Annotated in this window: 11 protein-coding genes; 3 read left to right on the forward strand and 8 right to left on the reverse strand. The window is 73.0% G+C overall.

The window, feature by feature from the left end:
• Window positions 1–211 precede the first annotated feature (211 nt).
• Window positions 212–886, reverse strand: a complete 675-nt coding sequence (locus ABZ815_RS49985) for a helix-turn-helix domain-containing protein (protein WP_357709824.1) — start codon at window positions 884–886, stop codon at window positions 212–214.
• Between the two features lie 162 nt (window positions 887–1,048).
• Between ABZ815_RS49985 and ABZ815_RS49990 the strand changes: the two genes are divergently transcribed.
• Entirely contained in the window at window positions 1,049–3,520 is a 2,472-nt protein-coding gene (locus ABZ815_RS49990) for an MMPL family transporter (protein WP_357709826.1), read from the forward strand.
• A gap of 17 nt (window positions 3,521–3,537) precedes the next feature.
• Here the strand turns inward: ABZ815_RS49990 and ABZ815_RS49995 are convergent, their stop codons facing one another.
• Window positions 3,538–4,431, reverse strand: a complete 894-nt coding sequence (locus ABZ815_RS49995) for a LysR family transcriptional regulator (protein ID WP_357709828.1) — start codon at window positions 4,429–4,431, stop codon at window positions 3,538–3,540.
• 100 nt (window positions 4,432–4,531) lie between these two features.
• Here ABZ815_RS49995 and ABZ815_RS50000 point away from each other — a divergent pair, with 100 nt between their 5' ends.
• Window positions 4,532–5,275 (forward strand): arginase family protein, encoded by a 744-nt coding sequence (locus tag ABZ815_RS50000; RefSeq protein ID WP_357709830.1) that lies wholly within the window; start codon window positions 4,532–4,534, stop codon window positions 5,273–5,275.
• Between the two features lie 15 nt (window positions 5,276–5,290).
• Here the strand turns inward: ABZ815_RS50000 and ABZ815_RS50005 are convergent, their stop codons facing one another.
• The 6 genes from ABZ815_RS50005 to ABZ815_RS50030 all read right to left on the reverse strand — a co-directional run bounded on the left by ABZ815_RS50005 (window position 5,291) and on the right by ABZ815_RS50030 (window position 12,779).
• Window positions 5,291–5,758, reverse strand: coding sequence for a hemerythrin domain-containing protein (locus ABZ815_RS50005; RefSeq protein ID WP_357709833.1), 468 nt, complete (start codon window positions 5,756–5,758; stop codon window positions 5,291–5,293).
• Window positions 5,759–6,185: 427 nt separating this feature from the next.
• Window positions 6,186–7,190 (reverse strand): C-terminal binding protein, encoded by a 1,005-nt coding sequence (locus ABZ815_RS50010; RefSeq protein ID WP_357709835.1) that lies wholly within the window; start codon window positions 7,188–7,190, stop codon window positions 6,186–6,188.
• Window positions 7,177–8,949, reverse strand: a complete 1,773-nt coding sequence (locus ABZ815_RS50015; RefSeq protein ID WP_357709837.1) for an IlvD/Edd family dehydratase — start codon at window positions 8,947–8,949, stop codon at window positions 7,177–7,179. Before ABZ815_RS50015 ends, ABZ815_RS50010 begins: the two co-directional genes overlap by 14 nt.
• A gap of 120 nt (window positions 8,950–9,069) precedes the next feature.
• Window positions 9,070–9,849 carry an LLM class flavin-dependent oxidoreductase gene (locus ABZ815_RS50020; protein WP_357709839.1) on the reverse strand — a complete coding sequence of 260 codons (780 nt, stop codon included), beginning with the start codon at window positions 9,847–9,849 and terminating at the stop codon, window positions 9,070–9,072.
• Window positions 9,849–12,182: an excinuclease ABC subunit UvrA gene (locus ABZ815_RS50025; RefSeq protein WP_357709841.1), complete on the reverse strand. Its 2,334-nt coding sequence runs from the start codon at window positions 12,180–12,182 to the stop codon at window positions 9,849–9,851. Before ABZ815_RS50025 ends, ABZ815_RS50020 begins: the two co-directional genes overlap by 1 nt.
• Window positions 12,183–12,227: 45 nt before the next feature.
• Window positions 12,228–12,779 carry an NAD(P)H-dependent oxidoreductase gene (locus tag ABZ815_RS50030; protein WP_357709844.1) on the reverse strand — a complete coding sequence of 184 codons (552 nt, stop codon included), beginning with the start codon at window positions 12,777–12,779 and terminating at the stop codon, window positions 12,228–12,230.
• Window positions 12,780–12,895: 116 nt separating this feature from the next.
• Between ABZ815_RS50030 and ABZ815_RS50035 the strand changes: the two genes are divergently transcribed.
• Window positions 12,896–13,819 (forward strand): AraC family transcriptional regulator, encoded by a 924-nt coding sequence (locus ABZ815_RS50035; RefSeq protein WP_357709846.1) that lies wholly within the window; start codon window positions 12,896–12,898, stop codon window positions 13,817–13,819.
• Window positions 13,820–13,871: the final 52 nt, after the last annotated feature.

A 13,871-nucleotide genomic window follows, 5' to 3' on the forward strand; every position in this document is an offset into this window, starting at 1 on the left:
CCTTGTTGCCGCCAGACGCTAAGCGCTTGTTGACGGCGCGAAAATACGTATGTTCATCGGTAGGCATACCGACATTTCCGTTACCGCTGGTCACACCCATCTACGTGCGGGTAATACGTCCGAAGCCCGACAATCGGGCACGCGTAGCGCGGAATTCCGGGCCCGTCGGAGCTGCGATCGCCCGGCGCCGGCGAGGGGCGTGTCGCCGGAGTCAGAGGGGGGCGCCGGCCCAGCGGCGGCAGATCGTCAGCGTCTGCTGCTCGGTGGGCCTCTCCACCAGCGGCCTGCTCCCCGGCCAGGCCCGCAGCCCGTCCAGCGCGACCTGCAGATAGCGGCGGTACAGCCCCGGATGGACCTGGACGGAATGTTGCGCCAGGTCCGTCACCAGCCACAGGATCATCATCACGTCGTCGCCCACGACGCCGTCACGCAGGTCTCCCTCGGCCCGCGCCCGGTCGAGCAGCTGCGTCATCACCTCCGCGACGCGCTCGGCCGCGGACCTGCCCAGGTGCCATCCGCCGCCGCCCAGCGCGACGTCCCGCAGCCCGAGGTTGTCCACCAGGAGCTCGGTGATGCGTTGCAGGAGGAGTTCGAGGCCGTCCCAGGCCCGCTCGGCCTCGCCCGCCCGCTGCGCGACCTCGGCCAGCTCGCTCAGCGGCTCCTCAAGCGCCGCGTGCATGAGCTCCTCCTTGTCGGCGAAGCGCCTGTACACGGTGCCGACGCCGACGCCGGCATGGTGGGCGACCTCGTTGAAGCCGACGGCGAGGCCGCGCTCGGCGAAGAGTTCCTGGGCGGCGCGCACGATGCGATCGCGGTTGCGCTCGGCGTCCCGGCGCAGGGCTCCACGACGTGCCGGCTCGTGCTCGGCAAGCGGTCGCGAGGTCACGGCCTCAGCGTACCTCTAAGCGGATAGGTGGGATCAACATCACAGCCCGCACGCCACGGTGAACTGGATGATTGCTATCCACTTCTCAATAGACTGCCAAATCGGATATATCCCATCCGCTTACTCGACTGCCCCGCCCCAGAACCAGAAAGCGAGTCCACGATGGCCGAACTGCTCTACCGGCTGGGCCGGTTCACCGCCCGGCGGGCCTGGTGGGTGATCACCGCGTGGCTCGTCGTGCTCGGCCTGGCCGTCGGAGCCTTCCTGGCCTTCGGCGGGGCCATGAGCTCGACGATGACCATCCCCGGCACGCCCACCGCGCAGGTCACCGACCGGCTCAAGACCGAGCTGCCCGTGGCCAGCGGCGGCACCGGGCAGGTCGTCATCCGGTCCGAGGCCGGCGGGCGGTTCACGGACGACCAGCGCGCGGACGTCAGCGCCGCGCTGCGCAAGGTCGCCGCCCTCGACGGCGTCGACCAGGTCGCCGACCCGTTCACCTCCGCCGGCATGCGCGCCGAGCAGGCCAAGAAGATCACGGACGGCCTGGCCCAGGTCGAGGGCGGTCGCGCCCAGCTCGCCAAGGGCCGGAAACAGCTCGACCAGGCCCGTTCGCAGACCGAGGCGGCCATCGAGCAGGCCGGCTCCGACCCGCGGCTCAAGGCGACCCTCGCCCAGCTCGACCAGCAGCAGGCCGAGCTCGACAAGCAGAGCGCCACGCTGAAGACGTCCGAGCAGCAGCTGCTCGTCGGACGCAGCCTGCTGACCATGGCGGCGGACATCCGCACGGTCTCCTCGGACGGCTCCACCGCCACCGCGACCGTCGTCTTCGACCTGCCGCAGCAGGAGGTCACCCCGGAGACCAAGAAGGCCGTCATCGAGACCGTCGACGACGCCCTCCCCGGCGGCGTCACCGCCGACTACTCCGCCGAGATCACGCAGGGCGAGGTGCAGCTGGGCGGCGTCGGCGAGGCGGTCGGCCTGGTCGTCGCGGCGCTCGTGCTCATCGTCATGACCGGCACCCTCGTGGCCGCCGGGCTGCCGATCCTCAACGCGCTGCTCGGCGTGGGCGTGGCCGTCGCCGGGGCCATGGCCCTGTCCGGCACCATCGAGATGACGTCGGTGACGCCCATCCTGGGCGCCATGCTCGGCCTGGCCGTCGGCATCGACTACTCGCTGTTCATCCTGCACCGCCACCGCCGCCAGCTGAGGACGGGCATGGCCGTCGAGGAGTCCATCGGGCTGGCCAACGGCACCAGCGGCAACGCCGTGGTCTTCGCGGGCAGCACCGTGCTCATCGCGCTGCTGGCACTCAACGTCACCGGCATCCCGTTCCTGGCGCTGATGGGGACCGTCGGCGCCGTCGCCATCGCCGTCGCGGTGCTCCTCACCGTGACCATAACCCCGGCACTGCTCCGCCTGCTCGGGCACCGGCTGCTGCCCAGGCGCGACAGGAACGCCGCCACCGGGCACGCCGCGACCCCGGCCGCGCCCAAGCACGTGCCGCCCACGACCATCGGACGTGCCGTCCTGCGCATCGTGATCGGGGTCGGCGCGCTGGCCGTCATCGCGCTGCCCGCCGCCTCCATGCGTCTCGGCCTGCCGACCGGCGCCTCCGAGGCCGCCGACTCCACGCAGTACCGCGCCTACACCGCCATCACCGAGAAGTTCGGCGCCGGCGCCAACGGGCCGCTGGTCGTCGTCGCCGACCTGCGGCGCGGCGTGACCGGGGACGACCTCGCGCCGGCGCAGGCCGACCTCGGCAAGCAGCTCATGGACGTCCGGGGCGTGACCGCGGTCGCCCCCATCGGCGCCAACGAGAAGGGGACCGTGCTGGTCTTCCAGGTCGTCCCGACCGGCGGGCCGACCTCGGAGTCCACCGAGGACCTCGTCCACGACCTGCGTGGCCGCACCCTCGACCTCGGGTCCGGCAGCGTCGCCCTGTCCGTCGCGGGCAGCGCCAGCGCCAACATCGACATCTCCGGGAAGCTCGCCGACGCCCTGCCGACCTACCTCGCGGTCGTGGTGGGCCTGTCGCTGCTCATCCTGATCGTCGTGTTCCGCTCCCTGCTGGTGCCGCTGATCGCCACCGGCGGCTTCGTCCTGTCGTTGTTCGCGGCGCTCGGCGGCGTCACGGCCGTCTACCAGTGGGGGTGGCTCGGCGCCGTCTTCGGCGTCACCGATCCCGCGCCGATCCTCAACTTCCTGCCGACCCTGCTGGTGGGCATCCTGTTCGGGCTGGCCATGGACTACCAGCTCTTCCTCACCTCAGGGATGCGGGAGGCGTACGCGCACGGCGCCCCGGCCCGGCAGGCGGTCACCGAGGGGGTGCGGGCGGGCAGGGCCGTCGTCACCGCCGCCGCGGTCATCATGATCTCGGTCTTCGGCGGGTTCATGTTCTCCCACATGACGATGATCCGGCCGGTCGGCTTCGCCCTGGCCTTCGGCGTGCTCGTCGACGCCTTCGTCGTGCGCATGCTGATCATCCCGGCGGTCATGCACCTGGCGGGCGACAAGGCGTGGTGGCTCCCCCGGTGGCTCGACCGGCTCCTGCCCGACGTGGACGTCGAGGGCGCCAACCTGGAACGCCACCACCAGGCCGCTCCCGTACCGGTCCACGAGCCCGCCGGCCGCTGACGCCCGCCTGCGGCCGCTCACGAGCGCGGGCCGGGCTCGGTCACCAGATCGAGCACGGCCCTGACCGCAGGCGTAGCGGTGCGGACGAGCGCGTGCGTCGTACGGGTGATCTCCATGGTGGCGACCGGCCGCAGCACGACCCCGTCGGGCACCCCCACCACGGTGGCGACCAGCTCGGGGACGAGGCTCGCCCCCAGCCCCTCGCCGACCATGCGCAGCACGAGCGCGTAGTCGTCGGCCGTGTGGACGACGTTCGGCCGGAAGCCCGCCAGGGCGCAGGCGCGGTGCAACATCTCGTGGTCGCTGGTGCCCAGGGAGCCGGCGATCCACGGTTCCTCGCGCAGCGCCGGCAGTTCCACCTCGCGGTCCGCCGCCGGGTGGCCGGCCGGGAGCGCCAGCAGGATCGGCTCGGTGGCCAGGACGCGGCGGGAGACGCCGGCCGGAGGCTCCTCGGGGATCAGGTTGTAGGTGAAGGCGATCGCCAGGTCACAACCGCCGCCGCGGAGCGTCTCGACGGCCTCGCGGGGCTCCAGCTCGTACATGATCACGTGCAGCTCCGGGTGGCGGACCCGCGCCGCGGCGATCGCGGGCAGCAGGCGGTCGGCGGCGGCCGTGGCGAAACACGCCACCCTGACCGGCCCCCGGGGGGTCGAGGCCGAGCGCAGGTCCTCCTCGGCCGCGTCCAGAGCGTTCAGGACGACGCGCGCGTGCCCCACGAGACGCCGCCCCTCGGCGGTCAGGCGCACGCGACGCCCGGCCCGCTCGAACAGCGGCACCCCCGCCTCCCGCTCCAGCACGGCGAACTGCTGCGAGACGGCGGACGAGGTCAGGCCGCAGACCTCGGCCACGGCCGTCATCGTGCCGTGCTCGGCGAACTCGCGGAGCAGGCGCAACCTGCCGGGATCCAACATCAAGCACATCTTATAGATCAGTGCAGCATCACTAAGTGGACGTTGCCGATCCGGCCGGGTGACACTGGCGGCCCACCACCGTCGCCCGGGAGGAAGAAGCATGCTGACCGTCGTCGAGGTCCCGCAGTGGCAGGGGTCGTCGTCGCCCACGGCGCCCAGGCTGGCCGAGGGCGCCGCCCGGCTGGCCGCGATGCTCCCGGCGGCCGGACGGCACGTGCGGGTGGAGACCGGCGCGACCCTCGCCGAGACCGCCGAACGGGTGCGGCGGGCGTTGCCCGGCGACGGGTTCACGGTCACGGTCGGGGGTGACTGCGGCGTCGAGCTCGAACCGGTCACGGCCGCGCTGCGCCGCCACGGCGACCGCCTGCACGTCGCCTGGTTCGACGCCCACGGCGACATGAACACCCCGGAGACGTCCCCGTCCGGGGCCTTCCACGGCATGATCCTCCGCACGCTGCAGGGCGAGGGCCCGGCCGACCTCCTGCGTTCCCCCACCCTGCGCCCCGAGCGAATCGCGCTGGCGGGCACCCGCGCGCTCGACCCGGCCGAGGCCGACCACATTCGGCGGACCGGCATCGGCGGCCTCGACACCATCGCCGCCGACGCGGTCGTCTACGTGCACGTGGACCTCGACGTCCTGGACGGCATCACCTCGGTCGGCTACCCCGAGCCCGGCGGCCTGTCCGCCGACGAGCTCGTCCAGGCCGTGGCCGCGCTGGCCGCCCGGCACGAGATCGCCGGGCTGGGCATCACCGAGTACGCCCCCGCCGCCCCGCGCGACGAGGAGCTGCTGCGGCGGCTGGTCCCCGAGCTCGTCCGCCTGTGCGCCGCCGTCCGCCCCTGACCGATCCACCGGACGTCAGAGCGGTCCGAGCAGGTCATGCGGGTCGGCGTCGAGGTCGAGCGTCGACAGGACGCCCAGGAGTTGGCGTTCCTCGTACCGGAAATGGGACTCCATGATCGCGGAGAGCCCGTCCAGGTGCGTGGACAGCTCGCCCGGCGTGGCGTCCGAGGCCATCGCGCGGTCCAGCTGCCCGAGCAGCATCGCGATCATCTCGTGGTCCTGCTGGAGCTTCGCGATCGTGGGACGCAGCGACGGATGGCGCTCGGCCAGTTCGGGGAAGAGCCCGACGTCCTCACGCACGTGGTGCCCGTCGAGGGCGGCGCAGAATCCCTTGCAGTAGAGCAGGAGATCTGCCCGCGCCGAGACCGTGTCCCCGGCTTCCAGGGCCTCGCGCGCGAGGCGCAGCGCCTCGCGCAGGCGGCGGTGTGCGGCCTGCAGTTCGATGTTCCAGGCCAGGAGCCTGTTCTTCGCGCTCTCACCCACGGGTGAGGAACGGGGAAAGGGTCATCATGACCACCTTCCGGGTCCGACGCCTCCATGCCTGACGCAGTCCGCCACCGGCACGCGACGCTGTCCGAGACTCTAGACCGCCACCCTCCGGAAGACCAACTCGGCCCGGGCCACGCCCGCGGCGACCCCACACCGGCCCGTCGCGCACTCGCCGGTGTGGCACCCGCTCTTCTCCATGAGGTGGCGAGGGACGCACCTGTCGAAGGCCGCGGCCCCGGCCCTGCGGTTCGCCTCCGACCTGGAGCCGAGGGTGAACGGCACGGCGCTGGTGGACGTCAGCGTCGACGGGCCGGCTGTCCGGGTGGTGGGGGATCGACGACGTGTTCCTCGGCCACCGCACCTGCGAGAAGAAGTAACGCCTCCGGGCCCTGACGCCCCTTCCGAGCGGTCGGAAGGGGCGTCAGGGCCCAGCCGTCACGTCGTTCACCGGGCTGCGCGGGGCCTGCCCGGTCAGGACCCGTACGGTCTCCTCGGCGGCGAAGCGCCGCACGGTCTCGATCGCCTGTTCGGAGTAGTAGGCGGCGTGCGGGGTGACGATCACGTTGGGCAGCGCGAACAGGGGGTTGTCCGGCCGCCAGTCGCGCTGCTTCGCGGGCTCCTCCTCCAGGTCGTCCAGGGCCGCGCCGGCGATCCAGCCCTCGGTGAGCGCCTCGTGGAGCGCCGCGTCCTCGACGATCGGGCCGCGCGCGGTGTTGACGAGGATCGCGGTCGGCTTCATCCTGCGCAGCGTCGCGCGGTCGAAGGTGTGGCGCGTCTCCGGGGTGAGCGGCGCCTGGATCACCAGGTAGTCGGCGCTCTCCACGAGCTCGTCGAACGACACCGGCCGCACGTGGCGGGCCAGCAGCTCGGAGTCGTCCAGGAACGGGTCGTGGGCGCGGACCTCGACGCCGAAGGCCCGCGCGCGGGCGGCGACGAGCTGGGCGATGGCGCCGAAGGACAGCAGGCCGAAGATCCGTCCACGCAGCCGCGGGATCGGCTCGCCGGTCTGCCAGCGCCAAACGCCGCGACGGGTGGCGCGGTCGTACTGGCAGATCTTGCGGGCGGCGGCCAGCCAGAGCGTGACGGCGTGGTCGGCGACCTCCTCGGCGCACCACTCGTTCGGCGCGTTGGTGACCTGGATGCCGTGCCGGGTCGCGGCCTCGACGTCGACGATGTCCACGCCGGTGCCGTAGCGGGCGATCACCCGGCACCGGGTGAGGGCGTCGATGGCGCGGGACCCTACCCGGGCGTACTGGGTCAGCACGCCGTCGGCGTCCCGGCCCTTCTCGATCACCTCGTCCTCGCTCTTGCACTGTTCGGCCTGGAGCTCGAACCCGGCGCCCTCCACGATCGCGCGTTCGATGTCCACGTCGCCGAAGTCGGAGTCGGCGATCATGATCGTGCCTCTGGCGTCAGTGCGAGTCACGGGGAATCCCCTTGGTGTGTACGAGGTCCTGGTACGACAGGGCCAGCTCCAGGCAGCCCCCGCTGTCGAGCTGCCCGACCGTGGCCCGGTAGATCTCCTGCCACGGGGTCTGGTTCTCCAGCGCCGGCGGGGTGTGGCGGGCCCACCGCTCGGCGATCTCCTCCTCGGTCAGCAACACGTCGACGCGCGCGTTGTCCACGTCGACGCGGATGAGGTCGCCGGTGCGCAGGATGGCGAGGTTGCCGCCGGCGGCGGCCTCGGGGCTGGCGTTGAGGATGGACGGCGCGTCGGAGGTGCCGCTCTGGCGGCCGTCGCCCAGCGTGGGCAGCGTGGTGATGCCCAGCCGCAGCAGCGCGGACGGCACCTCCATGTTCACCACCTCGGCCGACCCCGGGTAGCCGATCGGCCCGGTGTAGCGGATGACGAGGATGCAGCTCTCGTCCACGCCGAGGGCGGGGTCCTGGATGCGGGCGTGGTAGTCCTCGGGCCCCTCGAAGACGATGGCCCGGTAGTCCGACACCGCGCGGAACTCCTCGGTCAGGACCGAGGTCTTCATGACCGCGGAGTCGAACAGGTTGCCCGTCATGATGAGCAACCCGCCGTGCGCGTCCAGCGGATCGTCGTACGGGCGGATGACCACCGGGTCGGCGGGCGGGGCGTCGGCCAGGTTCTCGGCCACGGTGCGGCCCGTGACGGTTACGGCGTCGCCGTGCAGGCGCCCGGCCTCCAGCAGCGACCGCATGACGGCCGGGACGCCGCCGGCGCGGTAGAAGTCCTCGCCGAGGAACTCCCCGGCCGGGGCGACGTCGGCCAGCACCGGGACGTCGGCCCCGACGCGCTGCCAGTCGTGGATGGTCAGCGGCACCCCGGTGTGCCGGGCGATGGCGTTGATGTGGATGGGCACGTTGGTGGAGGCGGCGATGGCCGAGGCGACCACGATCGCGTTCTCGAAGGCCCGCATGGTCATGATCTTGCGTGGGGTGAGGTCCTCGCGCACCAGCTCCACCGCCCGCAGGCCGGTGTCGTAGGCCATCTGCGCCCGGCGGCGGTAGGGCGCGGGGATCGCCGCGCAGCACGGCAGCGACATGCCCAGCGCCTCGGCCAGGCTGTTCATCGACAGCGCGGTGCCCATCACGTTGCAGTGGCCGACGCTGGGCGCGGAGGCGGCCACGCGCGCCATGAACTCGTCGTAGTCGATCTCGCCGGTGGCCAGCAGCCGCTTCGACTGCCAGATCACCAGCCCCGACCCGGAGGCGGCCATCCGCTGCCCCTGGTGGTAGCCGTTGACCATCGGCCCGCCGGACAGGACGATCGCCGGCAGGTTCACCGTCGCCGCCGCGGCCAGGCACGCCGGTGTGGTCTTGTCGCAGCCCGTCGTCAGGACGACCCCGTCGAGCGGGTATCCGTAGAGCACCTCGACCAGCCCGAGGTAGGCGAGGTTGCGGTCCAGCGCGGCGGTCGGGCGTTTGCCGGTCTCCTGAAGCGGGTGGACGGGGAACTCGAACGGGATGCCGCCGCCGTCGCGGATGCCGTCCCTGACCCGGTCTGCGAGGGCCAGATGGTGGCGGTTGCAGGGCACGAGGTCGCTGCCCGTCTGGGCGATGCCGATGATCGGCCGGCCGGACTGGAGCTCCTTCGGGGTGAGCCCGAAGTTGAGGAAGCGTTCGAGGTAGAGCGCTGTCATCTCCGGATTGCCGGCGTTGTCCCACCACGCCTGGCTGCGCAGGCCGCCGTCCTCGGGGTGCCCGGTCGGACGCATCGGCCGCTCCTCACTCACGCGGGACCCCGCCGCATCCGGCCGGGTGACGTCGTACGGCGCGCCGCCCGGCGGACCGCTCTCCTGGCGTGGCCTACCCCGCCATCGTCAGCGCGTAACGCCTCAGATCATCGCCGCCATCACCTGCTCGACGCTGGTGACCTCGGGAAACTCCACCAGCCACCAGGTGGCGCCGGCGTCCTCGTAGGGGCCGGGGTGCTGCCCCGGCGGGACGCCGACCGCGACCTCGAAGCCGGACAGCCCGCCGCGGTGCCGGGCGACGACCTCCAGCATCTCCCGGAGCCCGGCCGGGGTGGTCTCGGGGCAGAGCCCGTCGAAGCGGGCGGCGCGCCGCAGCGGGGCCTGCTTGACCGACTGGGCGGCGACCCAGACGGGGATGCGGGGCCGCTGCACGGGCTGAGGCTGGAAGGCCAGGCCGTCGACGCGGTAGTGGCGGCCCTGATGGTGGACGGGCAGGCCGGTCCAGAGCCGGCAGATGACGTCGAGGCTCTCGTCGAGCATCTCCGCCCGGACGCGGGGGTCGCGGGTCTCGCCGAGTTTGCTCAGCTCCCCGCCGTTGTCGGAGCCCAGCCCGACGCCGAGCACCATCCGGCCGCCGCTGAGGTGGTCGAGGGCGGCGGCCTGCCTGGCCACGTCGTGCGGCCTGCGCCGCGACAGCGGCGTGACCCTGGTGCCGATGCGGACGCGGTCGGTGGCGGCGGCGATCGCGGCCAGCGCGGTCCAGGCGTCGCAGACGGGCAGGTCGGGGCTCTGCGGGCGCACGACGTGGTCCCACAGGAAGACGCCGTCGAACCCGGCGTCCTCGGCGCGGGCGGCCAGGTCGGCGAGCACGCGCGGGTCGGCCAGCTCCCCGAACGGCGGCAGGTAGAGCGCGCGGCGCATCACAGCAGGCCCTTCAGGTGCGGAGCGGTACGGCTGCGCGGACTGGCGGCGACCTGCGCCGGCGTGCCCGCGGCCACCACCGTGCCCCCGGCCGCCCCGCCGCCGGGCCCCAGGTCGATGACGTGGCCGGCGGTCGCCACCACCCGCATGTCGTGCTCGGCGACCACGACCGTGCCGCCGCCGGCGACCAGGTCGTGGAGCCGGTCCATGAGGACGTCGGTGTCGTGCGGGTGCAGGCCGGTGGACGGCTCGTCGAGCAGGTAGATCGTGGACTCGGCGCGGCGGCCCTGCAACTCGGCGGACAGCTTGATGCGCTGGGCCTCGCCGCCCGACAGCTCGGTGGCGGGCTGCCCCAGCCGCAGGTAGCCGAGCCCGACCTCGTGCAGCGTCTCCAGCGGGCGGAGCACGGCGGGGACGTCGCCGAAGAAGGCGGTGGCCTCGTCGACCGTCAGGTCCAGGATCTGGGCGATCGTGCGGTCGCGGTAGGTCACCCGCAGCGTGTCCGGGTTGTAGCGGGCGCCGCCGCAGTCGGGGCAGGGCGCGTACGTGGTGGGCAGGAACAGCAGCTCGACGGCGACGTAGCCCTCGCCCTGGCAGGTCTCGCAGCGCCCGCCGGGCACGTTGAAGGAGAACCGCGCGGGGCCGTAGCCGTGGGCACGCGCGCCGTCGGTGGCGGCGAACAGCTTGCGCACGGTGTCGAACAGGCCGGTGTAGGTGGCCAGGTTGGAGCGCGGGGTGCGGCCGATGGGCTGCTGGTTCACCCAGACCACCCGGCGGTCACCGCCGGCCGCCTCGGCGACGGCCGCCAGCAGGCTGCTCTTGCCCGCGCCCGACACGCCCGTGACGGCGGTGAACGCGCCCAGCGGCACGTCGACGTCGACGCCGCGCAGGTTGTTGCGGGTGAGCCCGCGCAGCTCCAGCAGGCCCGCCGGCCGGTGGGCCGGACGCCGCGGCACGACGGACTCGAACAGGTAGCGGCGGGTCACCGACCCGGCGACCTCGCGCAGCCCCGGAACCGGCCCGCTGTACAGGACGCGCCCGCCGTCGCCGCCCGCGCCGGGGCCCACGTCGACCACCCAGTCGGCCTGGCGCACGACGTCCATGTCGTGCTCGACGAGGCAGACGGTGTTGCCGCTGTCGCGCAGGCGGCGCAGCAGCTCCGACAGCGCGGCGGAGTCGGCGGGGTGCAGGCCGGCCGACGGCTCGTCGAGGACGTAGACGACCCCGAACAGCCCGGCGCGGAGCTGGGTCGCCAGCCGGATGCGCTGCAACTCGCCGCCGGACAGGGTGGGCGCGGGCCGGGCCACGCTCAGGTAGCCCAGCCCGAGCTCGTCGAGGACCTCGATGCGGTCGAGGATGTCGCGGGTGAGCGCCCCCGCCGGGCCCGGCTCGCCCCGGTGCGGGCGCAGCACGCCGGCCAGCTCACCCATCGGCATCGCGGCCAGCTCGACCACGGTGCGGCCCGCGTACGTGACCGCCAGCGCCTCGGGACGCAGCCGCCGCCCCTCGCAGACCGGGCACGTGCGGGCGGTCATGAACCGCTCGGCGCGCTGCCGGCTCTTCTCGCTGGCCGACGACGCGTACGCCTTGAGCACCAGCCGCCGCGCGCTGGCGTACTTCCCCTGGTAGGGGCGGTGGATCCGGCCCGCCTCGCGTACGGGGTGCACGGTGACGACCGGCTCCTCGTCGGTGAACAGGATCCACTCGCGCTCCTCGCGCGGCAGGCTCTGCCAGGGCGCGTGGATGTCGTGGCCCAGCGTCGCCAGGATGTCGCGCTGGTTCTTGCCCTGCCAGGCGCCGGGCCAGGAGGCGATCGCCCCCTCGGCGATGGACAGCGACGGGTCGGGGACGAGCGAGTCCTCGGTGACCTCGTGCAACACCCCCTGCCCCTGGCACTCCGGGCACGCGCCGGCGACGGTGTTGGGCGAGAACGCGTCGGAGTCGAGCCGCTCGGCGCCCTCGGGGTAGGCGCCGGCGCGGGACATCAGCATCCGCAGCGAGTTGGACACCCGGCTCAGCGTGCCGACCGTGGACCGCGCGGACGGCACCGAGCGCCGCTGGCCGAGCGCGACCGCGGGCGGCAGGCCGGTGATGTCGTCGACGTCGGGCATGGGCAGTTGCTGCAGCAGCCGCCGCGCGTAGGGCGCGACCGACTCCAGGTAGCGGTGCTGCGACTCGGCGAAGATCGTGCCGAACGCCAGGGACGACTTGCCCGACCCCGAGATCCCCGTGAACGCGACGAGCGCGTCGCGCGGGATCGAGACGTCGACGTCGCGCAGGTTGTGCACCCGCGCGCCGCGCACCCGGATGCCGCTGCCCACCTCATCTTCCACTCTGCGCAATCTACCCGTCGCCCGCTGTGGACCCCCGCGCCGGGATCACGCCCTCAGCGGACGCAGCGCGGAGCCCCAGGCCAGGACCTGGTCGAGGACGGCGTTCAGCCGGTCCTCGTGGGTGGCGGCGGGCTTGAAGCCGTCGGCGAAGTCGGTGTGGATCGACAGCCCGACCTGGTTGGACACGGTGGCCACGCCGAGCAGGCCGAGGACGTGCCGCAGGTGCGAGATCGCCCGGGGCGCGCCGTCCACGCCGTAGCCGACGAACCCGGCCGCCTTGTTGGTCCATTCCGCGTACAGGAAGTCGAGGGCGTTCTTGAGCGCGCCCGGGTAGGAGTTGTTGTACTCCGGGGTCACGATCACGAACGCGTCCAGCGCCGAGACGGTGGCCGACCAGCGTCTGGTGTGCTCGTGCTGGTAGTTGCCCATGGCGGGGTGCTCGGGTTCGTCCAGGTTGCCCAGGTCGTAGTCCTTCAGGTCGACGAGCTGGTACTCGGCGTCGCCGCGCTTGGCCGCCAGGTCGCGGACCCAGTGCGCCACGGCCTCGCCGTTGCGGCCGGGACGGGTGCTGCCAAGGATGATGCCTACCTTCAGCATGTGCGTGCTCCCTCAGTTCGGTTACGGGAACCACCGTAGGAAGTGCGGCTGAGATACTGAATGCGCTGCTATCCACCATTTATACGCCAGCGTCTCAGCGCTTAGACTCTGTGCCCATGGACGTGCTGAGCGACGTGATGGCCTTCATGCGCTGCGGGCGCGCCACCTCCTCCCGCATCTCCTGGCGGGCGCCCTGGGGGGTGGCCTTCCACTCGGTGCCGGGGTCGGCGGGCTTCCAGGTGGTGCTGCGCGGGTCGTGCTGGCTCATCCCGCCGGACGGCGAGCCCGTCCCGCTGAGCGTGGGCGACGTGGTGTTCCTGCCGCACGGCGACCGTTTCGGGCTGGCCGACGACCCCGCCCGGCCGCTGGTCGAGTCGGACTGCGAGCCGCACTCCGAGCTGTTCGCCTCGGCCGGGTTCGGCGGAACGGGGGCCGAGACGGTCGTCCTGTCCTGCGGCTACCGGCTCGACCTCGACCGCACCCACCCGATCCTGGGCTCGCTGCCCGGCGTGATCCACCTGCCCGCGACGCTGGGCAGCCACCCGGAGCTGCGGGCCGCCGTCGAGCTGCTGGCCGCCGAGATCGACAGCCCGCGGCCCGGCACGGACACCGTCGTGTCGTCCCTGCTCGACATGTTGCAGCTGTACGTCCTGCGGGCCTACTTCGAGACCCAGGACGAGCCCTGCACGGTGTCCGGCTGGGCCTCCGCGCTGGCCGACCCCGTCGTCGGCCGCGCGCTGGACGCCATCCATCGCGACCCGGCCCGCCGCTGGACCGTCGAGTCGCTGGGCGCCCACGCGGGCATGTCCAGGGCCGGGTTCGCCCGCCGCTTCACCGGGCTGGTGGGGCAGCCGCCGCTGGCGTACCTGACGTGGTGGCGGCTGATGAGCGCGGCCCGCCTGCTGCGCGAGTCCGACGCGTCGGTGGCGCGGGTGGCCGAGCAGGTGGGGTACGGGTCGGAGTTCGCCTTCGGCAACGCCTTCAAGCGCGAGTTCGGCGTCGCCCCCGGCCGCTACCGCCGCCGGACGACGGCGGCCTGACCCCGGCGACGCCGCGGCGGCGGTCAGGGGCCCGCCACTCCTGGGCGTACGG

Origin of the sequence: Nonomuraea sp. NPDC047529 (assembly GCF_040642995.1) — a bacterium.
Classification (GTDB): Bacteria; Actinomycetota; Actinomycetes; order Streptosporangiales; family Streptosporangiaceae; genus Nonomuraea.

Excerpts from the sequence above, each read along its gene's own strand:
- ABZ815_RS49990 (WP_357709826.1), top strand. The coding sequence starts at position 1,049 with ATGGCCGAACTGCTCTACCGGCTGGGCCGGTTCACCGCCCGGCGGGCC.
- ABZ815_RS49995 (WP_357709828.1), bottom strand. The coding sequence starts at position 4,431 with ATGTTGGATCCCGGCAGGTTGCGCCTGCTCCGCGAGTTCGCCGAGCAC.
- ABZ815_RS50000 (WP_357709830.1), top strand. The coding sequence starts at position 4,532 with ATGCTGACCGTCGTCGAGGTCCCGCAGTGGCAGGGGTCGTCGTCGCCC.
- ABZ815_RS50015 (WP_357709837.1), bottom strand. The coding sequence starts at position 8,949 with ATGCGTCCGACCGGGCACCCCGAGGACGGCGGCCTGCGCAGCCAGGCG.
- ABZ815_RS50020 (WP_357709839.1), bottom strand. The coding sequence starts at position 9,849 with ATGCGCCGCGCGCTCTACCTGCCGCCGTTCGGGGAGCTGGCCGACCCG.
- ABZ815_RS50030 (WP_357709844.1), bottom strand. The coding sequence starts at position 12,779 with ATGCTGAAGGTAGGCATCATCCTTGGCAGCACCCGTCCCGGCCGCAAC.
- ABZ815_RS50035 (WP_357709846.1), top strand. The coding sequence starts at position 12,896 with ATGGACGTGCTGAGCGACGTGATGGCCTTCATGCGCTGCGGGCGCGCC.